Origin of the sequence: cyanobacterium endosymbiont of Epithemia clementina EcSB, from assembly GCF_029919255.1 — a bacterium.
In the GTDB taxonomy this organism is placed as follows: domain Bacteria; phylum Cyanobacteriota; class Cyanobacteriia; order Cyanobacteriales; family Microcystaceae; genus Rippkaea.
In genome coordinates this window covers 2,605,085-2,631,632 of record NZ_CP123991.1, presented here as the reverse complement: position 1 = coordinate 2,631,632, position 26,548 = coordinate 2,605,085, and the positions used below count along the sequence as shown (strand labels likewise).

Sequence of the window (26,548 nt, the reverse complement as noted above, 5' to 3'; positions counted from 1 at the left end):
AAAAACATTGTTGAAAATCATCATGATGCTTATTTTAATTATCGTCTAGTTTTTTGTTAGATAGCTGTTAGCATGGACAAAGATACTCGATTCGCGTTATTAGTATTAGGACTTCCCATTTTAGGCTTAGTTTACTGCGGTGGTATTATTGCGGTTTTAAGAAGTATTCCGTTTGCTAGAGAACATCCTTTAGTGATTGGTTTTGGGGTAATGTTTTTTCCATTTACCCTGGCGGCAACGATTTGGATCAAAGCTTCTGCTAAAGCGTACAAAAAGAATGAGTTTATGATGAAATCAAAAGATAAAAATAAATAAGATTATCTAACTTCGATTTAGTGATGGACTAAGAAAGTGACACAAAAACCCCTTAATTAAGTTGAGGGGGTTTTGTGTCAAGGCTAATACTGTTAGATTATGCTAAAAAAGGCTAGGTTGATGACGAATCAAATTTAGGAACTCTTCGCGGGTTTTTTGTTCTTCTTGGAAGACTCCTAACATCGTACTGGTAACAGTCCAAGAACCTAATTTTTGTACCCCTCGCATCACCATACACATATGAGTCGCTTCCATTACGACTGCTACTCCTTGAGGATCTAAAATTTCTTGGATTGCTTCCGCAATTTGACGCGTTAAGCGTTCTTGTACCTGTAAACGACGGGAATACATCTCCACAATCCGCGCCAGTTTACTGAGCCCGACTACTTTTTGATTAGGAATATATGCAACGTGGGCTTTTCCCATAAACGGGAGCATATGATGTTCACAGAGACTAGAAAAATGGATATCTCGCACTAAAACCATCTCATTGTGCCCCTCGTCAAAAATAGCATCATTGACCAAGGTCTCTAGAGATTGATTATACCCATCAGTTAGAAACGCCATGGCTTCTGCAACTCGTTTAGGAGTTTTCACTAATCCCTCTCGATCAGGATCTTCCCCTAGCGCTTCTAACATAGTTCGGACAGCCGTCATTATTTCTTCTTTATTGGTTTCCTCGGCTGGACGGAAATGCACTTGTTCTCCATTGTGGGTATTACGGTCAGGTCGGCTGGAAACACACTCAACCAGATTAGGGCTGAGATCGTTGAAGCCGTTAGAATTAAGGGAATTGAATCCTTTAGAAGACGCTATTGTCATGATTAAAGTAAAAACACTTATCTGGGCTTACAGAATTCCAGCACTAGGTAAAATAGTCATTTCTTCAATGACAGCTTCTGCTGGCAAGAGTGCCGCCTGAAGAATAGTTTGAGCGACGGTATAGGGGTCGAGCATAGCAGAACGATTCAAATCGGCTTGAACAGTGTCTGTATCCCAGATGGGGGTATTAACTGCTCCAGGGTTGATGGTGATGATACGAATACCATTAGCCTGTTCTTCAGCTGCCAAAACTCTAGAAAAAGCGGCTAAGCCAGCTTTACTAACGCTATAGGCTCCCCATTTAGGGAATGCATTAGAAGCAGCGATCGAAGATACATTAATAATCGTTCCATGACCCTGCTTACGCATCTGGGGTAAAATTCCCCGGACACATTGAAACACACTGGTCAAGTTTAAATCCATCACCTTTTGCCAGTCTGATAGAGAGGTATCTGCCAGGGGATTGGTATAACCCATTCCCGCATTGTTAACAATAATGTCAATCCCTCCAAAACTCTCGGCAATTTGTTGTACTTTTACTGGTATCTCGGTTAGTTGACACAAATCGATCTCGTAGGCTCGAGCTAATACCCCTAGCTCTTGGGCTGCCCTAGCAACTGCTCTTAATTTATCTGAAGGACGGCTGATTAGGGCGAGATCTATCCCAGCCTTAGCAAAAGTCAGAGTGGTGGCTTCCCCAATCCCACTACTGGCTCCTGTAATAATAGCTCGAAGTTGACTTGAGGAAAAACTCATGATGCGTTTCTGCTTCAGTATCTACACTGCCCACTAGCTGAAAGTTGTTAGAATTACACTAAGCTAAGTCTTCAAGCAACTTGGGTAGGTTCAGAGAACAATAGAAATTGATTTGTTAGAAAATCCTCAGTTGCCTAGGAGATGAGACCCTGGATAAGGGACAGTGGCATCCGGGAGAAAACGAGCCGAGCTCGCCTTGCTTTAGATATTTTTACGGATCGTCATCTAAGTAATTATAACACCCCACAATCATCTATAACCTAAATTTCAGGAAGTAAGTTTTAGGTTATAGATGATTGCCTATTCCTCAAAAAGAAGATATTTTTCGTTGGAAATGTTCTCTCAACTCTCAAAAAATTTACCGATTTGTCGATATTTTTGATAGCGCAATTTTCGTCGCTCCTTAGCTGTCATAGAAGAGAGTTCATCAAGAGTATCTAGAAGGATTTGTTTCAAAATAGCTGAGGCCTCTAGCGGTTTCGTATGAGCTGCCCCAGAAGGTTCAGGAACAATGCGATCTACAATCCCTAATTCTTTAAGATTTAAAGCTGTGATTTTTAGGGCTGTGGCCGCTTGGGGAGATTTCTTGGCATCTTTCCAGAGAATTGCAGCACAAGCTTCTGGTGTAGCTACCATGTAGACAGCATGTTCAAGCATTAATAGGCGATCACCTACTCCAATACCTAATGCCCCACCTGATCCCCCTTCTCCAATAACAGTAGAAATGATAGGGACATCTAAGCAAAACATTTCCCGTAAATTATAGGCGATTGCTTCTCCTTGTCCTAATTTTTCAGCTTCTACCCCTGCCCAAGCCCCAGGAGTATCAATAAAAGTCAAAATTGGCTGATTAAACTGATTGGCACGTTCCATCAAACGCATGGCTTTACGATAACCCCCAGGAGAAGCCATTCCGAAGTTACGGGCGACATTGTCTTTAGTGTCCCGTCCTTTTTGTTCTCCTAAAATGGTGACAGGACGACCTCCTAAACGCGCTACTCCTCCCACTAAAGCAGGATCATCGTACCCGCCGCGATCACCATGTAATTCAAACCATTCATCAGTAATTGCCTGAATATAGTCAAGGGTACTAGGACGACGGGGATGACGGGCTAATTGCAGCCGTTGGGATGGGGTAAGGGTACTAAAAATTTCTTGGCATAATTGATTAGCTCGTCGTTCAAGTTGAGCAATTTGTTCAGACACATCAACATTATTCTCTTCTGCAAGCTCCCAAATTTGGCTAATACGGGCTTCTAATTCTGATAAAGGTTTTTCAAAGTCTAAAAGAAAGGTCCGGCGTTCAGTTTTTGCCATTTTTCGTTTTTATCTGTTTAATTTCTATTAACGGTTAGGGATAGAGATCAATATAAGATATTGTTAATTTTAACCTAATTTAGTGAGCATTACGGTTAATGCCAATCTTTTGATAGAACATAGAACTTGACTATCTGTTTTCTTACCTTTTCTAGATAAAATAGATTGGAAATATGCAATGAGAGGTCATTATTTTATGAATTTAACTGGATCAAGATATCTGAATGCTTTTGCCCTTCTAAACTTAAAATGATAGACTGGCGGACGATAACTTCTAAAACTCTTACTATGAGTACATAATACAATTAGAAAAACTTAATTTCATAGGCATCTAGTCTGTCAGTATTGTCGAACGTATTCACGACAAAAATAAAAATTATTTGTCCAAAACTAGAAGTCCTATTTGTATTTTTATGATTCAAACTACATTAGGACGTATAAACAAGTATGATCTTCCATTTTAGATGGAACAATTAAATAAATTTAAATCCAATTTGAAAAAAATGAATATATTTGAAACAGTAAGATCTATTCCAATTGATTGAAATAAGCAAAAGTAATTATAGTTCTACAGAACTTGCCATGTACATATTAGAAATATAAAGGAGAAATTTTATTCCAAATGATAATTCTATCAAAAACTACGATCAGTGTGTATACTATCATAAGTAATGTAAAATAATTTTTATGCAAAACATATAGATTTTATCTCCTAAGTAAAATAAATTACTGATCAATAACTTCAAAGCAATAACTAGACTTTCAGGACTAAACTAAGTACTAATAAAATTAACACCCTATTTTACATAAATAAATCAATATTTGCTGACTAAATTAATAAGTTATGTATAAACTTTTATCTATATAGCTTGACTATCCACTGATCTTATTTAGCTATTGATAATAGCTTAGCATAACTGATATTATAAGCTCTAGTTTCTTTGATTATTCTAAATAAGTAAACTGCCAACTAAAATACTCATAATAGTCGTTTTAAAAACCTACCGGACTCAAGTATCTATAGGATACTTGAGTCCACTCATTAAAAATAACTCGATCAATGAGGACAGTCACTAAAGTATTAGAATTATAAATGGGATTATAATTAACAGGATAATTAAAAACTTTTGAAGAGCTAAGGCAATCCTTAATTATCCCAGTGCCCATGTTACCTCAAAAATATAAGGCGGTAAAAATTTATTTAGAGTTAGCCATAAAGTTCTGTTCCACAATAGTTACATCGATATTTGTTGACATTTCAGCAGAGTTACTAACTTTAGTAAAAATTTTAGAAAACCAGAACATAAATGTTGCTAAGACTCCACTGAATATCAGTCCTGTTGTTTGCTGACTCATTTTATTTTTTTCCTCTCATCTAAATTAATGTACTGTTTTCAGCTACCTTAATGTTATTTTTTTATCAGACATTAAACGTCTATTAAGTTCAAGAGGATTATTATGACTTTCGAAAATGATTTAAGACAGTATGCCCCTGCAACACAACGAAACCGTGATTCTATTTTTGAGACTCTGGTAAGTGTTTTACCTCCCAAAGGGAATATTTTGGAAATTGCTAGTGGCACAGGAGAACACGCCATTTATTTTGCTTCAAAACTAAAAAATTATCAATGGATACCGTCTGAACCTGATGCAATGCGACAAAAAAGTATTGATGCATGGCGAAAGTTTTGTCCCTCTCCTAATTGTCAGTCTTCTATAAATATAGATGTACTAAATCCTACTTGGACTGAAGGATTAAAAAATCTCGAAATCATAGCAATTGTCAATATCAATATGATTCATATTAGTCCTTGGGAAGCCTGTTTAGGGTTAATTAAAGGAGCAGGAAATCTATTACCTTCAGGAGGTATTCTTTATTTCTATGGACCCTACAAACAAGGAGGCAAACATACTGCTCCTAGTAATCAGTTGTTTGATGAGTCTCTTCGAATTCAAAATCAAACTTGGGGAGTTCGTAATCTTGAAGATGTTATTGAAATTTCTCAACAGCAGGGATTGAAGTTCGTAAAAACAGTGAATATGCCAGCAAATAACTTATCTATTATTTTTCAAAAAAATTGACTTCCTGTCTACTTTTGGTATAAAATATACCAAAAGTAGACAGGATAGGGAAAAGAGTCTTAAGTAGTACAAAAAGCGATCAAAAGAAATAAAAATATGACTTACGTTCTTTAGATTTTCTTGACTCTCTAACGTCTGTTGCTTTATGAGTCGGTAAACTATCCATGATTACACAAGCTTATGGCCATAGGCTTGTTTGGTAGTCACTTCTTGTTCATCAGTAAGAAAACTTCTTTGTCTGTCTATCCTTCAAGGGGATAAGGGAACATAAAGCTTGTTAGCGTAATATTTTTTTTAGATTATTGGGAAGTTTTCTATAGACTAGTTTTCCTTTAGTTGTTCTGATAAAGTGACGAATCATGGCTAAATAAACTCTGATTTAATTAATCAAAATTAGCTCTGAAAATTAGAATCCTATCTGTGTAAGGTTTCAGCACATGAAGTGTTTTTTCAGGTTAAGTTAAGTCATTGTAAGAAGCAACATATAGTAGGAATATGAACTTCAATATCTATTGTTTCTGTGTAAGCGAGTACTTAGCTCTTATAAAGGAGTACTGTCATCTTGTTCTAGGAATTGTTCTCTACTATTAGGTAGTTACGCCTTAATTAAATAGTACTTTTCTAAGCTATGAGGAAATCTTTATATACTTTTTATTGCTAACTACGGTCTAAAAAGACGACTAAATTTAACAACTCTGCCAGTTGTTAAATTTATTTATCCTATTGTTAGTCTATATAATTTTAGCGGTAATATCTATGGAGTACGGCCTCATTTTTTAGTGTAACTAATATTTTCTAGTTTCTTTACTTTTATCTGTTTAAATAAAAACCGCTATATAGTCAATAACACTCCATGTTTTCTCTTGAGAGTGGGTCATGAATATCTCGATGTTCTCATTAAGACTTTGCTTTATCAACAAAAAATCGTCTTAAATGTGTAAACTATGATACTAAAGTGCATTTAGAATAATTTGGGTGCAACTATCCTCGGAAATGGACAACTCTTTATGTACGCTTTTCATCCTTACTTAAGTAAGGATGAAAAGCGTACATAAAGAGGTTTTAAAGTTGATATTTTCTATAGTAACTATTTAGATAAAGACCTATTTATCTAAATACTTTGTTTGGCTGTTTTAGCTAAATCATATTCATTTTTAATGATTAAACATTCTTGCAGCAGTTTTATTAAATTTTACTTGATGCCATTGTTTTTCTTGGTTTTGCCGATATAAATTAATTTTTGTATTCACTTTTACTTTTTTTGTCTTAAGCATTTTTACAATCTATATGTTTAAAATCAATTAGCTTTTTAAATTTTATTTGTGAAAGTTATTTGTACTTATATATATTAGAGTATTAGACTCTAAGATAGAATATTTTGAGCTACTCATTAAAGAATTGTTGTTATAACTGCATTTAGTAATAATTCTACTTAATGTACATTCTAAACTTTTTATATCCTTTTATTTAGACATAGTAGCTATACTATGACAACTAATAATATAGAAAATATTTAGCTATAAATATATTTTTTATATTGCTTACTGTCCTAATTATTTCTATCTAATTAAATTAAATATCTAAATAAGTACTTTTAAATAGGTACAATTTTTTTACCTATTTAAAAGTACTTATTTAGCCAACAATATTATTTATATAAAAGCTTTTACTTAATAGATTAAGTAGGATTACAAGTAGTGTTTACTTTTTTAAAAAATTTAAAGATGAATGGTTCTAAGTTAATTAAAAAGCTCATATATAAATATCTTATCACTATTTTAGTTTTTAGTAAAGTTATGCGGAAAAGAAAGCCTCATCATATCTTTGATACCTTTACAATTTGAAGATTTAGATATGATGACAAAATCTCCAACAGCTTTAATAGAAGATCTCAAGAATATACTAATTACTAAAATCAAATCAAAATTTTAGCTACCCCAAAAAATGCTAGTCAGCCTTGACTTAAATTATAGTAACCTCTAATTTAGATATATAAATATAGTTTATCTTTTATGAAGTTATATTTCTATTGTTCTAATTACAATTATTAATCAATAATTGTATTTTTTTTAAAAAAAATTATCAAGTGCAACTAATGTTAGTAGTATTTAATACACTTATGTAGGGGTTTCTTAAAAAATATTTGACATAATTACTGAAGCATGCATAAAAAAGATAGGGACATCGGCTGCAACGAGTTGATGCCTCAATGTATCACAATAAAAAAGATTAACATCACTTAATCTATCTATGACTCAGAACAAACTATTGAAACGTCTTCGCTGGCTTAGCCTGATTTGTATTACCATGTCCTCAGTATTGATGCTGCGGGTTCCCGCGGTCGCCCAAATTCCAAGGCACTATACTGAACTGGAATTCCCTCCTCTCCCTGAAATTACTATTCCTGACTACGAACGCTATGAACTTGATAATGGAATGGTGGTCTATTTGATGGAGGATCATAAGTTGCCATTGATAAATGGAACCGCTATTATTCGTACCGGCTCACGACTGGAACCATCAGATAAAGTAGGATTAGCAGAAATCACCGGAATACTAATGCGAACGGGAGGAACTAAAGATCATCCCCCTAAAGAATTAAACGAACTTCTTGAAAAACGGGCAGCCCACGTAGAAACCAGTATTAGTAATGCATCAGGGAAAGCAAGTTTTAATGCCCTGACTGAAGACATTGAAACTGTCTTTAGCTTATTTAAAGAAGTGATTCGTGAGCCAGCCTTCACTCCAGAACAACTAGCATTAGTCAAAACCCAATATAAAGGAGCAATTGCACGGCGCAATGATAACCCCAAAGATATTGCTAGTAGAGAATTTAGTAAGTTAGTCTATGGCGAGACCAGTCCTTATGCACGAACGGAGGAATACAGCACCATTGATAATATCTCCCGTGAGGATATCATCACTTTTTATCAAAACTATGTGCGTCCCGATGGGATGATTCTTGGAGTTGTGGGAGATTTTAATTCCAAAGCTATGAAGACGTTGATTAGTGAAACCTTTGGAGATTGGAAACCGTTAACTCCTAAGCCAAACATTACAATCCCGTCTGCTCGACAGAAATATACTCAAGGACTCTTTTTGGTCGATCAACCTCAATTGACTCAAAGTAGTGTCCTGGTAGGACATTTAGGAGGACAATTTGATAGTCCTGATTATCCAGCATTGAGTGTCTTGAATGGTGTGGTTAACGGATTTGGAGGAAGGTTATTTAATGAATTGCGCTCGCGGCAAGGACTTGCCTACTCAGTCTATGGCTACTGGAGTGCTGCCTATGACTATTCAGGGATGTTTTATGGCGGGGGACAGACTCGTTCTGAGACCACAGTTCCTTTTTTAGGCTCTTTTATGCAAGAAATTGAACGGATAAGGACTACAGCCATTACTGACGAAGAACTCTCTAAGGCTAAAGAATCCATTCTCAATTCTTTTGTTTTTAAGTTTGAGAACCCCGGTCAAGTCTTATCCCGTCTGATGACCTATGAATATTATGGTTACCACAAAGACTTTATTTTCAGCTATCAACAAGGAGTTAAGGCTACTACTATCAAAGATGTTCAACGGGTTGCTCAAAAATACCTAATTCCTGAAAAGATGATCATCTTAGTCGTTGGTAATAAGGAAGCTATTAAACCTCCTCTTTCTCTTTTAGAGAAAACCATAACCACCATTGATATTACTATTCCTCAATCAAATAAAAGTTAAACATTTGGGGTCCAGGGGGATACACTAAGCACTGAGAGCTTAGCTAAGGTTCTATTCCCCGTTCTCTATTGCCTGGGTTGTGCAATATTGGTGTCTTTGATCATAACCACATTGAAGGATCACAGTTTTTCCTTGTCTGTCTTTTGCCTTACAGAAAACTAGCCCATTTTTATCTTTGTCTTGTCCTTCACATTTCAAAGCGTTCAATTTATTCCCGTGGGAGAAAGTTCTCAGATTTCTGACGGCCGGTCTTCTAATTTCACGGCTCTCTGGAGTTTCTAAGAGGTTATGGAGGGCAATGATAACAATGATGGTGAAAATTATCACTCCAATGATCAAATCAATTAGGGCAAAACCTCGATGTTGTTTCTGTTTAAATTTTGAGGACATTTTATGCTTAATTTGTCATTAACTATAAGTTTCTTATTTTCAGCTCTTATTTTGTAAAAAATTTTAATAAGATTATTACTATAAAAAAATTAATCTCTTGAATTTAGGGTATCTATGGTGGATTTAAATACTATTACCGACAACATAAATTCTTGTCATTCAGTGGAAATTATGAATTTTTTCTGTAAAGGATGACGTAAAATTAGGACAAGGACACTTCGAGATAATTATGACAGAAACTCCCACCTAATATCAATTCTATATTATTGCTTTTTAAAAGAGAATAAGTAAGGGTAAACATGGCTTCTATACAACTGGGAAAGTTAATAATTAAACTAGAATAAGTATTCGTATAGAATAAGTACTCGTATTTGATTCTATACGAATACTTGAAAAATAGAGTCCTGTCATGTTAACTTACTGAGTACAGCTGAGTATAACGAAGAAAATTAGCACTCACTAACTGCCATAGTTTTTTCTGCCAGATTTGTTCAAAAACTAAAGAATCTAGATTCTATCAAGTAAATATAACTGTAAAAAAAATTTCTATATTTCAGTATCTAAAGTAGAGTTTTTATTGTTTTTATTTAAAGTTTATCATACTGAATCAGTGCTATGAAATTAACTAGTAAAATGTAAATTCAGAAACCACAGAAGTTTAAAAAATGAGACTTCTTATAGTTAAGATTTACATTTTCTAAAAAAGCTAGTACTTTTAAGCTTTTTAGTCTTTTATTTAAGAAATAATAATTAAAAATTAAATTTAATATTTAATTAAAGATTAAATAATCTTATTAGATTTAATCTATCTTCCATTACTTCAGCAAGTAATACTAATTAACTGCAAAAATACTACAAAATTTGTCAAAATCTATACTGACCTCTTCTATACTCACTAAATTTTTGTCCGAAGCTTACAGTTATTTTAATATTTATTTGGATTTTTTGGGTTTTATAATTTAAACGCTTATTATTCGTTCTAAATCTACTAATATTACGTGCTAATTTTCTTGTCTTTTAATCATATTATGAGACTTATTTATCTGTAGTTTTTGAACTAAGTTGTTAAAAATTATTTATGTCTTTTATTCAATTACTTCTTTTTTTAAAATTACATTTGTAATGTTAATATTTCAAACAAAAATTTTTGGTTTAAATATTTTAGGATTATGTTCTTTTTTGTCTATTTCAAGATAAATGGCTTTTTCATTCTAAGGCAAATAAATATTTAATAATTAATTCATTAGTTGAATAAATTTTACTGGTGGTTGAAACACTATAAATACAAATTAATGTAAGTCTATTTTTATCTATAAATCAAATTTACTTTGATTTATAGATAAATTATAGATAAAAATACTTATATAGCAACTACGATTTTAAAGAACTTACCATTAAAAATAAAAATTTAATTGTAAATAGTAAGTTGACAACTACATTCTCTAATATAGAAATATATATCTCTTATAAAAAGAAGAGTATAAAGATGAAATTGTCAATGTACATTTACAAGAGATAATATTTTTTTATGAAAACAAATTTTTAATAATCAAGAAAAAAAAATAGATACAATTATATTTATCAAGTATTACTTAGCTCCATATTTTAGTTAATGTTAACCAGAAAATAAATACATCAACAGTTAAAATCTCGTAAAATAAAGAACATAGTATTTACTTATTAAAAGTATTTGATCAATGATAATTGAAACAAATTTCAAGGAAATAAAGCTTTATTCACTGATAATTTTTTTGAAAAATCATCTAACTAATTTTAATTCGAATTAAGACCAGGAGATGAACGAATCTAAAATAGAAGAATAAAATTGTGTCTCAAAAGTTTGAGAAAAAGAAAAGGATTACTTGACAAAGTTTGAATACTCTTATTGGAGTCTAAGAGCAAAATATATAAAAAATAGTTTTTAAAATAGAAAAGAAAGATTTATTAAAAATAAAATTTTAACCCTTTAAAAATTGAACTAAATATAGCCAAAAATAGAAATAAAAATATATTTTTAATATTAACTTAAAGTGGGATTAAAGCTAATTTAAATCAAAGCTAAAGTCCTATTGGAGAAAGACTAACTGCTATAGCCAAAGCTATAAATGGTCATCTATCTATAGATTTATTTTTTATACCACTAATGATAGAAACTTTATTAGATTAAATCCTAAGAGTAAATATAAAATGGCTAAATTTAGTTAATAAACATTTTACTAAAGATATAGAGCTATCTAAAAAAAAATTATTTATAGAAATAAATAGAGGATAACATACCATTTTGGTAAAAAAGTAAAAATTACTTTAATAATTACTAAAGAATATTTGCTAGTTTAATCTTCTCTTATAAAGATTAAGCTAGCAAAAAGATTGTAGATATTAGTAGATGAGCCTCGAGTTTATGAGTATCTTAGAACAATTAATAAAATGTAAGAAGTATTGTTTAATTATTGTAATTTCCTCGTCCAAATAAAAGAATAAAAAAAGAACTTATTATCATTGGTTAAATTTTGTATTTTTATCAAAATAGAATGGCAAGAGGATTCAGTCTTAAATTCTTTTCTTTACAGATTTTTTATATAAACTAATAATGCAGGTAGATCTAATAAAGAACTATTAGAAGTTATTCAAAATATTTTATTAAAAATTTAATTAAAATCTCATTAGTTACTATAAAGTCGTAATGTACAATCGTAGTTATTTTTGATTGAGCTATAATAAAATATATGGAAGCTATACTAATAGATAACAATAAATACTTCGATGCTTTCATTCAAGCAATAAATACTTATCGATAAAGTAATAAACAACAAAAATATAAGAAAAAGTCTAATAGTTCTATTATTAAACTTGGCACTTTTTCTGATACCTGAAAATTTAAACTTCTAACCGGCAAGTAGGGGTTAACAACCGTTAACCCCTACCACATCCAGAGACCAGTCAGAGAAACTATTTTACACTGACCTTAGCACCGGCGTCTTCGAGTTTCTTCTTGGTTTCTTCGGCGTCATCCTTATTAGTAGCCTCCTTAATGGTTTTAGGCGCAGATTCAACCAGATCCTTGGCTTCTTTGAGTCCTAAACCAGTAATAGCACGAACTACCTTAAGAATAGCGATTTTCTTATCGCTAGGAACTTCTTCGAGAATGACATCAAATTCAGTCTTCTCTTCTTCGGGTTCAGCCGCAGCCCCAGGAGCCGCAGCCCCAGGAGCCATCATCATCATACCACCACCCACAGGAGCAGCCGCACTAACATCAAAGGCTTCTTCAATCTGTTTTACTAATTCTGACGCTTCTAATAAGGTCAGAGATTTTAGCTTTTCTAGAATTTCATCAGTTGCAGCAGACATAATTTAACTCCTTGAAAGTAAATAAAAAAAGTGGACAATTGGACAAACAATAGTTTAAATGGAGACAGATGCTTAAGCCACATCGCTATCTTTTTTGTCGGCTATTGCGCTAATGACGCGACTCAAAGAACTTGGTACTTCGTTGATGCCTCGTCCCACAGACGAAGGTACTTCCTTGATACCAACGGCCAGTTTTGTTGCCAGTGAATTGATCGCTCCAGCAAGTTGACCCATCAATTCTTCTTTTGAAGGTAAGTCAGCGATGGCCTTCACTTGGCTTTCGTTTAGGGCTTGGCCTTGCATGACACCACCGCGAAATTCGGTTTTTTTGGTATCTTTTGTAAAGCTTTGATAAGCCCTAATTGCGCCCCCGACATCATCTTTGACGAGGACAAAAGCCGATGAACCTTTAAGAAACTTCATCATCGGTTTCCAGGTTTCGTCTTCTTCGACTGCAATCCGCATTAAGGTATTTTTTGTCACTTTACACACTGATCCTGTTGGACGCAATCGGCCCCGTAGGTCAGTGATGTCGGCAACTGTCAACCCTTGATAGTCAATCACAAAGGCGAGCTGAGCTTCACTCAAGAGTCTCTTGAGATCTGTGATCACTGTTCCTTTGTTTTTATAGGTTCTTCCCATTGATGTTTTCACCTCCTTAAGTTTAGGAACGTTAACTAATTGGCCAAAATAAAGAAACCCCTAGCGTTTTGCCGGGGCTGAGGTCGGATAAGAAGAGGACAAAAAGATAGATTAATCCTTTAAATCTTTACTACTTAACTTTCTTCAGGCCTCAACCTCGGCAGGATATTAAGCAAATTGCCCCTGCTGTCTGCGGCATAAGCCAAACAAGCATTTAGTTGTCTTGGGTCGCTTTTTAACTGAAATTAACTGAGATTTATTTCTCAATCACGATAATCTTAAATATCAGCTAATTTTAGATCCCTTAGTTCGCTAATGTCAACGCCAATGGATGGGCCCATAGTAGCCGAGACAAAGACACTGCGCCAATAACGCCCTTTGGCACCGGAGGGACGCTGACGGTCAATAGTTTCTTGTAAGGCCTTGAGATTGGCCAGCAAATCCTCAGGAGTGAAAGACGCCTTACCAAACATAACATGAACGATACCTGTTCTGTCAGCCCGAAATTCTAATTTTCCCGCCTTAAATGCGACGATTGCACTTTCTAGATCAGCCGTTACCGTTCCCCCTTTGGGAGAAGGCATCAAACCACGAGGACCAAGTATACGTCCTAATTTAGCAACTTTTGGCATCATATCAGGAGTAGCAATCAAAACCTCGAAGTCCATCATTCCGTTTTGGATTTCTTCAATCAATTCTTCTGAACCGTAGATATCCGCTCCCGCATTGTTTGCTTCTTGAACTTTTTCTCCTCTAGCAATGACAGCGACGCGAACTTCTTGGCCGGTTCCTTTGGGTAAAGAAACTGTAGTTCGCAGTTGCTGATCAGCATACTTGGGATCAATGCCTAAACGAATGTGAGCTTCTGCTGATTCATTAAATTTAGCTGTTGCCGTTTTTTTTAGCAGTTGCAGAGCCTCTAAAGGCTCATACAGTTTGTCTTCGTCAACCTTAGCTAGCGCTTCTTTAAAGCGTTTTGAGAGTCTTTTGGCCATGAGTAATTTTCTCCTTGGGTCAATAACGAAGTAATACTTCTCCCCTAAGTTAGTTTTTAGTAATTCAGACTGTCCATTAATCGTTGATGGTAACTCCCATGTTACGCGCGGTTCCCTCAATAATGTTCATTGCCTTTTCAATATCATTGGCATTAAGGTCAGGCATTTTAGTTTTAGCAATTTCCCGTAGTTGATCACGAGTAATGCTGCCTACTTTCTGGTTATTGGGTTGGCTTGAACCTTTTTCAACTCCGGCCGCTTTGCGAATTAATACTGAAGCTGGAGGCGTTTTCAGGACAAAAGTAAAACTACGATCTTCGTAGACGGAAATTTCAACAGGAATTATCATTCCGGCCTGATCGGCAGTTTTGGCATTATATTCTTTGCAAAATGCCATAATATTTACCCCGTGTTGACCTAAGGCAGGTCCTACGGGAGGGGCAGGGTTAGCCTTTCCCGCAGGAAGGGCAAGTTTAATCATTGCAACAACTTTCTTGGCCATCGCTAATTTTGCTTCTCTATTTGGTTAAATTCCAGTTCAACTGGGGTGTCTCGTCCAAAGATGGAAAGTAAGGCTTTAACTTTACTACGTTCTGGACTTACTTCCACCACTTCCCCTTCAAAATCCTTAAACGGACCTGAGAGAACGATTATTTTATCTCCCACTTCTGTATCGATTTTGACGACGGGTTCTTGGACGTCTACCTGTTTAAAGATCCGTTCCACTTCCCCTGGACTCAGGGGGACTGGTTTAACATGACCTCTTCCTCTACCGATGCTACGCCGTTGTTCCGACCCCACAAAGTTAATCACGTTAGGGGTATTTTTGACAACTAACCAAGCATCATCGTCCATGATCATTTTCACCAATACATAGCCAGGGAAGACTTTTTCTTCCCCATGGTGACGAGAACCATCTTTACGGACTTTAACTGTGGGGGTTTTAGGAATTTGGATCCGCAAGATTCTATCAGCTACGTCAAGAGTATGAATCCGTTGCTCTAAGTTTGCCTTGACTCGCTTTTCGCAGCCAGAAGCAACCTGAACAGCATACCAACGAGCTGCTTTTTTCTTTTCTTCGAGTTGTTCTATTTCCGGTGAGTTATCTTGGGCAAAACTCATTAAAATACCTTCCCTGCTCCCCAACTGAAAAGATTATCAACGAGATAAATCACCGTAGCTACTAAACTAACCATCAGGATGACTGCCGCTGATTCACTAAGTAGTTGCTGTCTAGACGGCCAGACAACTTTGGTCAACTCATCCTGAGTATTCCCAACAAAATTGGATTTCTGGGTTTCGTCATTGTTGACTTTTGACTTTGTCTGATCAATTTTTGAGCTTTCCTTTTTAACCACAGTTACCTCTACTTAACTTATAGCAGTTACCCATCATCAGTTTCTGTTGTTATTTCGATCAATAGACAGTTCACTTGACCTACACAAAAACACGCCCTGGAGGACTCGAACCCCCGACATCAGGTTTTGGAGACCTGCGTTCTACCAACTGAACTAAGAGCGCACAGCCTGAGCAATAACTGACAGTTACCCCCTTACCGCCTCTTAATCATAGCGCAATTTGATCATATCTTACGCTTTTTATGCTTTTATTTGTGCGCGTTGTTGGTTGTTGGAAAAATCTATAAAGGGCGATCAAAACGTTGACGAATACGAGTTGCTTTACCGACGCGATCACGTAGATAGTAAAGCTTAGCACGACGGACTTTCCCTCTGCGTATGATTTTAATGTCAGCAATCCTAGGAGAGTGCAATAAAAAGACACGTTCAACCCCTACGCCTTGAAAAATTTTGCGGACAGTGATTGTTTCATTAATTCCACCATTACGCATGGCAATCACGGTCCCTTCATAGGGCTGGGTTCTTTCTTTACCCCCTTCTATAATACGGACTCCGACACGAACAGTATCTCCTACATGAATGGTAGGCAAATTTGTCTTAATGTATTCGGTTTCAATTAATTTAATAGTTTCTTGGGCGTTCATGACCTTAACAAAAACTCACAATTCCTCATTGTACCTCACTTTTTTCAATTAGATACAGACTACCGTAAGATTTAGTAAAAAAATTACATAAAATAATCCTGATATCTTTTAACTAAAAATGCTTTTTAATAAATTATTATTCCGTCTAGATTTTAGCACAATCGTCTGTCAATAATAACAGACGATTGTGCTATTTATGACAATGCACATTCAGTTTGTCTCAAAAAAGAGCAAATTCAACCTAATATGTAATCCGTAAAAAATACAAAGTACTTACTAGTCTATTAGAGTTTGGTAACTAATCTGTTAACGGCGAATGATGGTAGTGGTTTACTGTTCAAGTTAGGCTATAAATGAGGTAAGAAAGTTTCTTAAACAATTCTATTTACCTACTTAGATTCAATGCGTTGAGCTAAACGATTTAATTACTAGTCAATCGACAGCAAATACCTGTAAACAACCACTCATAAATAAATTTCCTTGATTTAAGAAATTAATCCCCAGAATAAGCCAAATTATCAACTCATCCCGACACAACATCAATTAAGCTATTTTCTTCCTGATATTTCTAAGAAAACAACTTCTGACAGTTAACTGTTTCGATAGTTGACGGCTTTTGTTGATAATGATGGTTTGATTACGCTATTTTCCATAAATCTGGCCCGCGTCGTCCAATAAGGCAATAGTCCCTCGTAGCTTGTTAACTGAGAATTTTTTTGTTATTGATTACTCAGGGAAAATTTTAGCCCGTCTTTTTTGCCATTGGGTCAGATAAAGTTGTTAACCAAGGGGCAAATGCTGATTACTTAAAAAAGTTAATCCATAATGCGATTGTTAGACGACAGTATTTTTTATCTCTAACGTATTTTAGCTATTTTTCCTTTAGTAAATGCTTTTTATTCCATAGCTGAGACGGGGTTTCTTGGTAGCAAATAAACTTTAATAGTTCTTGATTTTTTAATTCTAAATCATAAGAGATATTAAGAAATTACTAGATAGAATAGACGAGAATTATTCTCTTTTCTTGAAAGAGATAGAGATCATTAAGCTGAGAGAGAACTGATCTAATGGAATACAGATCTTCTGCTTGTCCTAAGAGATTGTCTTAAGACAATCTCTTAGGACAAGCTATTTAAGGGATTATGTTTAGAAAATGTGGTAGTTTGGTAATTTTGTCTCTTGTTTATACTGTAAAGTACTAAGATTATTTTATTTGTGTGCTGCGCTAATACACTCTAAAGTTCCTTTATTATTTATTGTATAAACAATCTCTGAAATAACTTTAATATGTACTGCCATGATCCATTTTATTTCTGATTGACCTTTCGGATCAACCAATAACTAGTGGAAAGAGCTAAACTTGCCGCAGCTAAAGCAAATAAATCTGACTTTTGATGTTTAATTGGATTAAAAATTATGATCTTTCGAGCAACAGCAATTAAGGCAGTTACAACCACTAACTCTACTTGAACAATATGTTTTCTTAAATAAGCAGTAATATTTTCTAAAAGTTCCAGCGCAATCAAAACATTCAAAAATAGACCAAAAATTTCAATAACAGTTGGACCAAAAAAGCCAAAAGGTTCCTTGGCAAATAAGTCTTTTGAAAGAATCACAACAAGCTCAAAAAGAGAGATAAAAATAACAACAATTAGAGCTAATGACAATATCTTAGAGACAAGATTCTCGATAATGTGAATAAAACCCAAGAATTTTTCATCTTTAAAAAATTTCATAATTATTTTAGATCCATTAAAAATAGTTTATCAACTAGTAGTTATTACTTATAAAAAAAGACAATAATGTTTGAAGAAAAAAATGAAATAAGAATTGCTCCATATTCTAATTTTACATCTACTTATTAATCTCGTTGAACAGAGTGATCTTCTGATGAAACTTCTGAACCTACAGTTTAATCACCTTTGATAGAGGATTTGCGATGAAAAAACTGAACTCCACTTGTATCCATCTACTCATCAAATTTTTTCAGTGTTTCTCCTTTGAGTTTAGCAACCGCAAGATGCAAGGCCGCCACCCGAGTATCAAAGCGATTTTGTAGAGGAATACGTTGAAAAATGTCAAATTTTTGTAACCGTTCTTTAATCTTTAAATTATCTCCAATAATATAAATTTCTATTGATTTCTTGGAGGCCTCATCGATCATTTTTTCAATAGCTAAAGTTGCCGTTACCCCCAATAAAGGTACACCCTTTAAATCAATAATCAGAGCATCATAATTATCTAGAATTGCCTGTCGTTGAGTGATCGCTTTTGCTGCCCCAAAACTCATAGGACCGCTCAAATCTAAGAGCATAATTCGTCTGTTAGCTTCTTCCATAAGACGCCTACTTATATCACATAATAGAGTCTTATCATCCGGTGTATCAATAGCTTTAACCAGATCGGATTGAATATCTGCTAGACGTTGAATAGTTAAAATATTAGCTATACACACTCCAAGACCAACTGCTGTAATTAAGTCGTAAAATACAGTTAACAACATTACCCCATACATAATAGCCGCTGCTTTAATTGAAAGTCTGTGAGCGCGTTTTAAGAATTTCCAGTCAATAATATCAATCCCCACCTTAAGGACAATACCAGCTAAAACCGCTAAGGGAATATTCTTGGTTAAAGGAGCAGCCCAAAGTACTACAATCAGCAAAATAAAAGCCCGACTCAAACCAGATAAAGCGGTACGTCCCCCTGCTTGGATATTAACCACCGTTCCCATCGTGGCTCCTGCTCCAGGAAGTCCCCCACATAACCCAGAAACCAAGTTTCCAATTCCTTGACCGATTAGTTCTTTATCAGAGTCATGGTGAGTTTGAGTTAAGCTATCGGCAATGACAGAGGTTAATAAAGCATCAATACAACCAAGCATCCCTAAAATAAGACCATCCACCAACATTTCATTAATTTTGTCGAGGAAAAAGATAGGAAAATGCAACTGAGGAAGTCCCGTGGGAATTTCGCCAATGATATGGATATCTGCTTCCGATAAAAAGAAAATTGTAATTAAAGTTCCTGTTATGAGGGCAATTAATTGGGAGGGAACAAACTTTTTAAGTTTAGAGGGCATTAAGTAGAGAATAGCCATCGTCAAAAATCCTAAAGCTGTTTCAGCTGGACTTAGGGTAGTGATAAAATAGGGCAATGCTTTCAACGCCTCAATGACTCCCCCTTTTGGGTTTACATGACCTAGAAATGGTCCTAACTGGAGAATAATGAGGATTAGACCAACTCCTGACATAAACCCCGAGATTACCGTATAGGGCATGAGGGTAACGTATTTTCCTAACTTCAACAAACCGAAGATGATTTGAAAGATTCCTGCTAATACAACTGTAGTAAAGGCCATGGCTAGGCCATTTTCTGGATTGTGTGCAATCATCTTGGTCACAATGGCTGTCATCACTACTGTCATCGGCCCTGTAGGTTCAGAAATTAAGGCGGGTGTTCCGCCAAATAGGGCAGCAAACAAGCCAATTAATACTGCCCCCCATAGTCCGGCAATCGCTCCTGCGCCTGAAGCGACTCCGAAAGCTAGGGCCATGGGAAGAGCAATTACAGCTGCGGTAACTCCGCCAAAGATATCGCCCCGTAAATTTCTAAAGTGAATACGATTAGTAATCTGCATATGTTGTTAAGGGTTAATTACATTGTTCTATTTAATTATTTTTTCTAGATTCTTTAATTTATTTTAAGCATTTTTGGACTAGCCTTTTTAGATTTTTATGCAACTTTGAGTTAAATCCTAGAACTATGCTGAGAATCTACCTATTTATTGCCAAAATGTTGGGTATTCTCTAAGACAGATTAGATTATATCAATTACTCTTCTTTATAGATTAAAAACTCTCAAAGAGAGTACAATCTCACTTTTGAAAAAGTCAAGTCTTTAAGACTTAAGTTAATGCTGTTAATCGATGAGCGCTTAAATATCATCAAGGTTAAATAAAAAATGATTTAGGACAACTTAAATATAATTTTTGTAGAGATTTTTTTATTAATTAAAATAAAACGACTGTTATTATTTAAGCCTGTTTTAAACAGAGATGCAACATAAATAGTTTTTTAAAACAGATATGGAGCACAAATCAAGGTATCTACGCTATAGCTAATCAATTTAAATAGCTTTTAAAATAGTAAATTTTGCTGACAAAATTTACTATTTTTTTGCCAACTAGCTTTTATTTTTGTTTTTTAAAAAATTCAATCAGTCATTTCTTTAAAAAATATTTTCTTAAGCATCAATTAAAAGAACTGAATCAGTATGAATTATTAGGAAGCTCTCTTTTGATTGAAAAATTTATAAGATAAATTATCTTCCACTTAAAACTCTTCATAATTGCTTTTCTTAATCAACTTGATACCTTATCTTAAATTAAGAGAGAGAACCATTGAAGGAATAGAGATATTCACTATTGTGTCTTCTGTCCTATTAATCATCAAGTCTTAAGGAGATCTCATGTCCACAAAACCTACCATTCTAGTAACAGGAGGAGCAGGGTATATTGGTTCCCATACTGTACTTGCTCTCCAAAAGTCGGGGTACAACGTAATCATCTTGGATAATCTCAGCGAAGGACACCCTGAATTGGTTGAGGATGTATTACAAGTTGAATTAATTGTTGGAGATACAAATGATCGTCCCGTACTCGATGAACTTTTTGCCCGCCACGATATTGCGGCAGTGATGCACTTTGCTGCCTACATTGCTGTTGGGGAATCAGTAACTAATCCTGGTCGATATTATCGTAATAATGTAGTTGGTACCTTGACTCTATTAGAAGCTATGTTAGCTGCTAACATCAAAAAGTTTGTCTTTTCCTCTACTTGCTCCATCTATGGAATGTCTCAACAAATTCCTATGATGGAGAATCATCCCCAAGATCCCTTGAGTCCCTATGCAGTTAGTAAGGCAATGATAGAACAAATTTTGCGAGATTTTGATCGAGCCTATAATTTTAAGTCTGTCGCTCTCCGTTATTTTAATGCATCAGGAGCCAATCCCCAGGGGAAATTAGGAGAAGATCATCATCCCGAAACCCACTTAATTCCTTTAGCGTTATTAACAGCCTTAAAAATACAGAATTCTCTGTCTATTTTTGGAACGGATTATGATACTCCCGATGGAACAGCAGTTAGAGATTACATCCATGTTGATGATCTGGCCTCAGCTCATGTCCTAGGCTTAGAATATCTTTTAGAAGGGGGGAAGAGTGATGTCTTCAATTTAGGTAATGGTAATGGATTTTCCGTACGCGAAGTAATTGAAACCGCTAAAAAGGTAACGCAGATTGATTTTCCAGTTCAAGAAAGTGATCGTCGTCCAGGAGATCCCCCTATCCTAGTCGGAAGTAGTCAAAAAGCTCGAAATACTCTGGGTTGGAAACCTAAGTATCCAGACTTAGAAACCATTGTTAATCATGCTTGGTATTGGCATCAGAAACGCCATGGAAAAGTAAATAAGTAAGAAAAATTTCTAATTTTTAGAGCAAAATTTCTTAAACTTACAGATTTGTGAAGGGTTTATATTTCTGAATAATAGCTCAAATAGAAAATTGAGGTACTCGGCTGGTGATGCATAGTTTACCTCACAGGCAAGTGAGGTAAACTTAAAACCTGTTTTGCGTAGATTGTACTCAGTGTCAATTTGCCCAATTGATAAACTTGTTAAACTACTACTTCAAAACTAAAAAATCTATCCTTTATTAAGGAAGTAAATTATTATATAATAATAACCTGTTCAAGTAAGGAAATTAATATTATGAGTGATAAAACTGAGCAACTAATCAACATCTTAAAACACATAGGAGAAGCCATAATTGCAACTACAAATACAGTAGAAAAACTAGCTAAAAAAATAAATGATATATCTGAAAAAATAGAACGACAAGAACACCAAATACAACAGCAAGGATATCAAATATTTGCTTTGACTGAATCTGTACAAACCTTAGTGGATAGCCAAAATGAATCAAAGGAGCAGTTGACCCGACTAACTAATATTCTCAGAACTCTAGTAACCAGTACTACTTCTTCTAATCAGTTACAATGATTTTCTCTAAAAAAATATTTATAAATGCTCCATTGTTAGTTATTTTGCTAAATCTAATTTTGGTTAGTTGTTCTGAAAATAGAGTTTCTCAATGTAAAAAAATAATTTCAATTACTCAAGAAATTGCTAAAGAAAGCCAAACTAATCGTAAAACAGAGGATATTCAAAAAGCCTTACAAGTGGCTGACTCTTTTGACAAAGCAGCAACTGAGATGAGAGATTTATCTATCTCTGATGAAAATTTAGTTAAATATCAGCTAGGATTGGCTGATATTTACCAAGGATACGCTCAAACAACTCGGCAATTCATATTCGCATTACAACAAAAGGATATCAACACGGTTAAGTTAATGCAACAGCAACTACAACAATTAGGTCAGAAAGAACCAAAATTGGGAAATCAAATGAATAGTTATTGTCAATCTAAATAATAGTTGATAGTAAGGTAGAACATCTCCCTCAACTTGAGTCTGAACTTCCAGTATCTCAGCATTATTCACTAGTTAGGATTTTTTGAATCATTCGATTAACCTGGGAACCATATCCACCTCCAAACAAATTAAAATGATTTAGAATATGATAAAGATTATAGATTGTTTTCCGTTTTTCATAACCTTTGTCTAAAGGAAAAACCTCATTGTATCCTCTATAAAATACACCTAAAAATCCCCCAAACAGTTCTGTCATCGCTAGATCAACTTCATGATCGCCATAATAAGTAGCAGGGTCTAAAATAACCGGCTCTCCTTCCTGAGTTACCGCAACATTTCCTGACCATAAGTCCCCATGTACCAAAGAAGGTTGAGGTTTTCTATGGGCTAATAACTCCTTAACAATCTCCACAACTTGAGTACATTCAGGAAAATTTCCCCCACGTCGTCTTGCCAACTTCAATTGATAACCAATACGGTTTTCTGCAAAAAAATCTGCCCAACTATCAGTCCAAATATTCATCTGAGGGATAGAACCAATCGTATTGTTTTGTTCCCAACCAAATTTATCAGATCCCTGATGGTGGTGCATTGCCGCCAATTTACGTCCCATCTCCTCCCAAGATTGATTAGTACCTCCATTAAATTCGATCCATTCAAGTACAATATAACTAGCTCTTTCGGCTATTCCCCAACAAATTGGTTGAGGGACACGAATGGTCTTAGTGTTTGATATCTGTTTCAAACCCAATGCTTCGGCCGCAAACATTTCTACCTGAGAAGCTTGGTTAGTTTTAACAAAATAAGTAATGTTATCCCCAATTAAGGAGTAACACTGATTGATACAACCTCCATTGACAGAACGTCGGTTTTTAATCCGAAACTCCCTTTGGATAGCCTTAGAAATATGTTGAGCAATTTGCGTCCACATTTTCGTTTAGTAATTAATAATTATTTATTAGTAGAACGTACTATGGTAATGCCATAGGCATTAGGAGACAAATAATCGAGAGCAGCTTGTTGGATATCTTCTAAACTCAGATGTTGTATACGACTTGGATACGTCAAAGCTGATTCCAAGTCTTGTAACTGAGAATAAAAGTAACCATAAAGATTAGCACGATTGCTCGGACTTTCACTACTAAACACAAACCGATTAGCCACCTGAATTCGTACACGATTCAATTCAGTTTCCGTCACCGATGTTTGTCTAATATGGGTAATCTGCTCAATGATAATCTGCTCCACCTCCAAAATATTTTCTGATAGTAATTGAGCTGAAATATAAAACATTCCTTGAATTTTATGGGTCATATTGCTAACGTTAATACGGGAAACTAACTTTTTGTCTTCGCGTAAGTCCCGGAATAACCTCGACACCCTTCCCTGTCCTAAAATCACTGCTAATACATCCAAAGCATAGATTCGATCTAATTCAATCAACCCAGGAACTCGCCATATCATTATTAAGCGAGATTGCTGTAAACTGGAGTCCTCAAATTCCCGACGTACAATTTTAGTAAAAGGAACTTCAGGTAAAAACTTAACTGCTTTTTTCTCTTGTGCATTTTTTTGCTTAATACTAGAAGACCTACACGTTTGACTAAAACTCTTCGCCACAATATCGATTAACGTTTCTACGGGAAGATTACCCACTGTCACTGCTGTTACTGATTCAGGTTGATACCAAGTTTCGTGAAAATCTCGCATTTGTTGGGCCATTAAGCCTTCAATGATGGATGCCTTTCCTAGCACGCGACGACGATAGGGCAAGACTTCAAAACAAGTCTCCATCGCGCGGTAAAAAGTCTGAAGACGAGGATTATCATTTGACCGGCGGATTTCTTCTAAAACCACTAATCGTTCTCGTTCAAATTCCTCATCAGCAATACTAGGATTGAACACCACATCTAATTGCAATGGGGTAAGGTCTCTGAAATCTTGGGGCACACAATTAATATGATAATGGGTATAATCTTGAGAAGTCGCGGCATTGGTCAGTGCTCCTCGTTCTTCAACTAATCGTTCAAATTCTCCACTTTTGAGACAAGAAGTTCCTTTAAAGACCATGTGTTCTAGAAAATGTGCCATCCCATTAATCTCATTTGATTCTAATGCAGACCCTATTTTTAACCAGAGGTTGAGACTAATCGATTCAACTGGCATCTGTTCAGCAATGATGGTCAATCCATTGGGAAGAGAACGAATTGTGGGAGCATTGAACGCTGAGGTTTTAAGCAAAGTTGAAGTCATAAGTAGTTTTTAAATAACGGTTACATTTATATAGGTATTAAACTTTTTTTACTCGGTAGAACCAAGGGACTATATCGCTAGCTCAATGTAAAAAACAAAAGTATTTTACCTTAAAAAGGGTTACTATAACTAACAAATTAGTGAAATAAAGACATTAATGAAATAAAGACATCTTTTAGATTTTTATAAAAAAAAATTAAAAATACTGAACCGAGTAATTGTATTGATATCGTTTCTATTAGTTCCAATTATGAGGTTTTTTCTGGAACATTATAAACACCAGAAACTTTGTCTTTATTAGCTGAATGAAATTTCCTAGTCAAGGCTAGAATTAAGGGTTTGAAGCAAAAACAGCAATTAGTCTAGAGATGGCTTAGACTCGATAAACGCCGTAAGTGGAAGATACTTGCTTAATTATCTAAAGATAATAGTCTGTTGTTCTGCAAAATCATCTATCAAAACCCAATGTTATTTATTGTCGTTCTCAACACGCTATTTTTCGTTTTTTTTAGCACTTTATCGAATACGCACTAGTCCTAGATTAACTCTAATTAAGACTTATAATTTTCTGAGTGATGAATATACAAATAAATTAAATAGAATTTTGAATGAATATAAATATAGTTTAACTATACATTATTGGCGTATTTGGACTGTAGTTGACAGCAATACAGAGTGTATTCGATAGAGCTTATAAGTGTCTCGTTTAAAAAATAGGAGCTTCAACACACGAACAAACTCGCTAAAATCAAAAGGAAGAAACCAAAAGATAGAGACTCTATGATTCCTACCGTTATTGAAACTTCTGGCCGTGGTGAACGCGCATTTGATATTTACTCTCGTCTGTTACGCGAACGCATTGTCTTTTTGGGACAAGAGGTCAGAGACGAGAGTGCTAACCTTATTGTTGCTCAGTTATTATTCCTAGAAGCAGAAGATCCAGAGAAGGACATTTATCTTTATATCAACTCTCCAGGGGGGTCTGTATCGGCAGGACTAGGGATTTTTGATACCATGAACCAAATCCGTCCTGATGTCTCTACTATCTGCATTGGGTTAGCTGCTAGTATGGGAGCTTTCCTTCTCAGTGCAGGAGCTAAAGGAAAAAGGATGAGCTTGCCTAACTCTCGCATTATGATTCACCAACCTCTGGGAGGAGCCCAGGGACAAGCCACAGACATTGAAATTCAAGCTAAAGAGATTCTTTATCTAAAGCAACTACTCAACGAGCACTTAGCACGTCATACAGGGAAATCCCTTGAGCAAATTGCTCAAGATACGGAACGAGATTTTTTTATGTCCGCTGAAGAATCTCAAGAATATGGATTAATTGACCAAGTGATTAACCGTAGTCCTTCGGCTAGCAATCCTTCCCCTACTCCTGTTAGTTAGGGAATCAGGGGAAC

23 protein-coding genes, 1 tRNA gene and 1 other annotated feature are annotated in these 26,548 nt (G+C 35.1%); of the genes, 7 read left to right on the top strand and 17 right to left on the bottom strand.

Annotation, left to right across the window (positions count from 1 at the left end; translation table 11 throughout):
* Nucleotides 1-72: 72 nt before the first annotated feature.
* On the top strand, nt 73-315 hold the full coding sequence (locus tag P3F56_RS08795; RefSeq protein ID WP_281152494.1) for a hypothetical protein: 243 nt from the start codon (nt 73-75) through the stop codon (nt 313-315).
* Between the two features lie 102 nt (nt 316-417).
* On the opposite strand, the gene folE is transcribed toward P3F56_RS08795, so the two are convergent.
* From folE to P3F56_RS08775, 4 genes are all read right to left on the bottom strand, one after another.
* Nucleotides 418-1,137 carry a GTP cyclohydrolase I FolE gene (gene folE, locus P3F56_RS08790; protein WP_281152493.1) on the bottom strand — a complete coding sequence of 240 codons (720 nt, stop codon included), beginning with the start codon at nt 1,135-1,137 and terminating at the stop codon, nt 418-420.
* A gap of 27 nt (nt 1,138-1,164) precedes the next feature.
* On the bottom strand, nt 1,165-1,893 hold the full coding sequence (locus tag P3F56_RS08785; protein WP_281152492.1) for an SDR family oxidoreductase: 729 nt from the start codon (nt 1,891-1,893) through the stop codon (nt 1,165-1,167).
* A gap of 342 nt (nt 1,894-2,235) precedes the next feature.
* A complete protein-coding gene (gene accA / locus P3F56_RS08780; protein ID WP_281152491.1) occupies nt 2,236-3,210 on the bottom strand; it encodes an acetyl-CoA carboxylase carboxyl transferase subunit alpha in 975 nt (324 codons plus the stop codon).
* Between the two features lie 1,197 nt (nt 3,211-4,407).
* Nucleotides 4,408-4,566, bottom strand: a complete 159-nt coding sequence (locus tag P3F56_RS08775) for a hypothetical protein (RefSeq protein WP_281152490.1) — start codon at nt 4,564-4,566, stop codon at nt 4,408-4,410.
* A 102-nt stretch (nt 4,567-4,668) separates the two neighbouring features.
* Here P3F56_RS08775 and P3F56_RS08770 point away from each other — a divergent pair, with 102 nt between their 5' ends.
* Both P3F56_RS08770 and P3F56_RS08765 read left to right on the top strand, forming a co-directional pair.
* Nucleotides 4,669-5,292: a DUF938 domain-containing protein gene (locus P3F56_RS08770; protein WP_281152489.1), complete on the top strand. Its 624-nt coding sequence runs from the start codon at nt 4,669-4,671 to the stop codon at nt 5,290-5,292.
* Nucleotides 5,293-7,542: 2,250 nt separating this feature from the next.
* On the top strand, nt 7,543-9,015 hold the full coding sequence (locus tag P3F56_RS08765; RefSeq protein ID WP_281152488.1) for a M16 family metallopeptidase: 1,473 nt from the start codon (nt 7,543-7,545) through the stop codon (nt 9,013-9,015).
* A 51-nt stretch (nt 9,016-9,066) separates the two neighbouring features.
* Here P3F56_RS08765 and P3F56_RS08760 read toward each other — a convergent pair whose 3' ends face one another.
* The 11 genes from P3F56_RS08760 to P3F56_RS08710 all read right to left on the bottom strand — a co-directional run bounded on the left by P3F56_RS08760 (nt 9,067) and on the right by P3F56_RS08710 (nt 20,035).
* Entirely contained in the window at nt 9,067-9,405 is a 339-nt protein-coding gene (locus P3F56_RS08760) for a hypothetical protein (RefSeq protein WP_281152487.1), read from the bottom strand.
* A 2,949-nt stretch (nt 9,406-12,354) separates the two neighbouring features.
* Entirely contained in the window at nt 12,355-12,756 is a 402-nt protein-coding gene (gene rplL, locus P3F56_RS08755; RefSeq protein ID WP_281152486.1) for a 50S ribosomal protein L7/L12, read from the bottom strand.
* Nucleotides 12,757-12,828: 72 nt separating this feature from the next.
* Nucleotides 12,829-13,398 carry a 50S ribosomal protein L10 gene (gene rplJ, locus P3F56_RS08750; RefSeq protein ID WP_281152485.1) on the bottom strand — a complete coding sequence of 190 codons (570 nt, stop codon included), beginning with the start codon at nt 13,396-13,398 and terminating at the stop codon, nt 12,829-12,831.
* A 42-nt stretch (nt 13,399-13,440) separates the two neighbouring features.
* Nucleotides 13,441-13,612, bottom strand: a sequence feature (ribosomal protein L10 leader region).
* A 64-nt stretch (nt 13,613-13,676) separates the two neighbouring features.
* Nucleotides 13,677-14,393: a 50S ribosomal protein L1 gene (gene rplA / locus P3F56_RS08745; RefSeq protein WP_281152484.1), complete on the bottom strand. Its 717-nt coding sequence runs from the start codon at nt 14,391-14,393 to the stop codon at nt 13,677-13,679.
* A 76-nt stretch (nt 14,394-14,469) separates the two neighbouring features.
* Nucleotides 14,470-14,895, bottom strand: a complete 426-nt coding sequence (gene rplK, locus P3F56_RS08740; RefSeq protein WP_281152483.1) for a 50S ribosomal protein L11 — start codon at nt 14,893-14,895, stop codon at nt 14,470-14,472.
* 2 nt (nt 14,896-14,897) lie between these two features.
* Complete coding sequence (gene nusG / locus P3F56_RS08735) at nt 14,898-15,515, bottom strand: transcription termination/antitermination protein NusG (RefSeq protein ID WP_281152482.1); 618 nt, start codon at nt 15,513-15,515, stop codon at nt 14,898-14,900.
* Nucleotides 15,515-15,751 (bottom strand): preprotein translocase subunit SecE, encoded by a 237-nt coding sequence (gene secE / locus P3F56_RS08730; protein WP_405054749.1) that lies wholly within the window; start codon nt 15,749-15,751, stop codon nt 15,515-15,517. Before secE ends, nusG begins: the two co-directional genes overlap by 1 nt.
* Before the next feature lie 90 nt (nt 15,752-15,841).
* Nucleotides 15,842-15,914 (bottom strand) — tRNA-Trp (locus tag P3F56_RS08725).
* A gap of 118 nt (nt 15,915-16,032) precedes the next feature.
* The gene (gene rplS / locus P3F56_RS08720; RefSeq protein ID WP_281152481.1) at nt 16,033-16,395 is read right to left on the bottom strand and encodes a 50S ribosomal protein L19; all 363 of its coding nucleotides are present in this window, start codon (nt 16,393-16,395) and stop codon (nt 16,033-16,035) included.
* Between the two features lie 1,307 nt (nt 16,396-17,702).
* Nucleotides 17,703-18,131 (bottom strand): phosphate-starvation-inducible PsiE family protein, encoded by a 429-nt coding sequence (locus tag P3F56_RS08715; protein ID WP_281152480.1) that lies wholly within the window; start codon nt 18,129-18,131, stop codon nt 17,703-17,705.
* 233 nt (nt 18,132-18,364) lie between these two features.
* Nucleotides 18,365-20,035: a SulP family inorganic anion transporter gene (locus tag P3F56_RS08710; protein WP_281152479.1), complete on the bottom strand. Its 1,671-nt coding sequence runs from the start codon at nt 20,033-20,035 to the stop codon at nt 18,365-18,367.
* An 830-nt stretch (nt 20,036-20,865) separates the two neighbouring features.
* Here P3F56_RS08710 and galE point away from each other — a divergent pair.
* From galE to P3F56_RS08695, 3 genes are all read left to right on the top strand, one after another.
* A complete protein-coding gene (gene galE, locus P3F56_RS08705; protein ID WP_281152478.1) occupies nt 20,866-21,873 on the top strand; it encodes a UDP-glucose 4-epimerase GalE in 1,008 nt (335 codons plus the stop codon).
* 294 nt (nt 21,874-22,167) lie between these two features.
* Nucleotides 22,168-22,458 carry a hypothetical protein gene (locus tag P3F56_RS08700; protein WP_281152477.1) on the top strand — a complete coding sequence of 97 codons (291 nt, stop codon included), beginning with the start codon at nt 22,168-22,170 and terminating at the stop codon, nt 22,456-22,458.
* 44 nt (nt 22,459-22,502) lie between these two features.
* Nucleotides 22,503-22,889 (top strand): hypothetical protein, encoded by a 387-nt coding sequence (locus P3F56_RS08695; RefSeq protein WP_281152476.1) that lies wholly within the window; start codon nt 22,503-22,505, stop codon nt 22,887-22,889.
* Between the two features lie 61 nt (nt 22,890-22,950).
* Here P3F56_RS08695 and P3F56_RS08690 read toward each other — a convergent pair whose 3' ends face one another.
* A complete protein-coding gene (locus tag P3F56_RS08690) occupies nt 22,951-23,820 on the bottom strand; it encodes a fructosamine kinase family protein (RefSeq protein ID WP_281152475.1) in 870 nt (289 codons plus the stop codon).
* A 20-nt stretch (nt 23,821-23,840) separates the two neighbouring features.
* A complete protein-coding gene (locus P3F56_RS08685) occupies nt 23,841-25,142 on the bottom strand; it encodes a M16 family metallopeptidase (protein WP_281152474.1) in 1,302 nt (433 codons plus the stop codon).
* A 747-nt stretch (nt 25,143-25,889) separates the two neighbouring features.
* Here P3F56_RS08685 and clpP point away from each other — a divergent pair.
* Nucleotides 25,890-26,534 carry an ATP-dependent Clp endopeptidase proteolytic subunit ClpP gene (gene clpP, locus P3F56_RS08680; RefSeq protein ID WP_281153781.1) on the top strand — a complete coding sequence of 215 codons (645 nt, stop codon included), beginning with the start codon at nt 25,890-25,892 and terminating at the stop codon, nt 26,532-26,534.
* The last annotated feature ends 14 nt before the right edge of the window (nt 26,535-26,548 follow it).

Coding starts and splice junctions, on each gene's coding strand:
- nusG (WP_281152482.1), bottom strand. CDS start 15,515: ATGAGTTTTGCCCAAGATAACTCACCGGAAATAGAACAACTCGAAGAA.
- P3F56_RS08760 (WP_281152487.1), bottom strand. CDS start 9,405: ATGTCCTCAAAATTTAAACAGAAACAACATCGAGGTTTTGCCCTAATT.
- P3F56_RS08770 (WP_281152489.1), top strand. CDS start 4,669: ATGACTTTCGAAAATGATTTAAGACAGTATGCCCCTGCAACACAACGA.
- rplJ (WP_281152485.1), bottom strand. CDS start 13,398: ATGGGAAGAACCTATAAAAACAAAGGAACAGTGATCACAGATCTCAAG.
- rplK (WP_281152483.1), bottom strand. CDS start 14,895: ATGGCCAAGAAAGTTGTTGCAATGATTAAACTTGCCCTTCCTGCGGGA.
- rplL (WP_281152486.1), bottom strand. CDS start 12,756: ATGTCTGCTGCAACTGATGAAATTCTAGAAAAGCTAAAATCTCTGACC.
- galE (WP_281152478.1), top strand. CDS start 20,866: ATGTCCACAAAACCTACCATTCTAGTAACAGGAGGAGCAGGGTATATT.
- P3F56_RS08775 (WP_281152490.1), bottom strand. CDS start 4,566: ATGAGTCAGCAAACAACAGGACTGATATTCAGTGGAGTCTTAGCAACA.
- folE (WP_281152493.1), bottom strand. CDS start 1,137: ATGACAATAGCGTCTTCTAAAGGATTCAATTCCCTTAATTCTAACGGC.
- P3F56_RS08685 (WP_281152474.1), bottom strand. CDS start 25,142: ATGACTTCAACTTTGCTTAAAACCTCAGCGTTCAATGCTCCCACAATT.
- P3F56_RS08710 (WP_281152479.1), bottom strand. CDS start 20,035: ATGCAGATTACTAATCGTATTCACTTTAGAAATTTACGGGGCGATATC.
- P3F56_RS08795 (WP_281152494.1), top strand. CDS start 73: ATGGACAAAGATACTCGATTCGCGTTATTAGTATTAGGACTTCCCATT.
- P3F56_RS08785 (WP_281152492.1), bottom strand. CDS start 1,893: ATGAGTTTTTCCTCAAGTCAACTTCGAGCTATTATTACAGGAGCCAGT.
- P3F56_RS08690 (WP_281152475.1), bottom strand. CDS start 23,820: ATGTGGACGCAAATTGCTCAACATATTTCTAAGGCTATCCAAAGGGAG.
- P3F56_RS08700 (WP_281152477.1), top strand. CDS start 22,168: ATGAGTGATAAAACTGAGCAACTAATCAACATCTTAAAACACATAGGA.
- P3F56_RS08765 (WP_281152488.1), top strand. CDS start 7,543: ATGACTCAGAACAAACTATTGAAACGTCTTCGCTGGCTTAGCCTGATT.
- rplS (WP_281152481.1), bottom strand. CDS start 16,395: ATGAACGCCCAAGAAACTATTAAATTAATTGAAACCGAATACATTAAG.
- accA (WP_281152491.1), bottom strand. CDS start 3,210: ATGGCAAAAACTGAACGCCGGACCTTTCTTTTAGACTTTGAAAAACCT.
- rplA (WP_281152484.1), bottom strand. CDS start 14,393: ATGGCCAAAAGACTCTCAAAACGCTTTAAAGAAGCGCTAGCTAAGGTT.
- P3F56_RS08715 (WP_281152480.1), bottom strand. CDS start 18,131: ATGAAATTTTTTAAAGATGAAAAATTCTTGGGTTTTATTCACATTATC.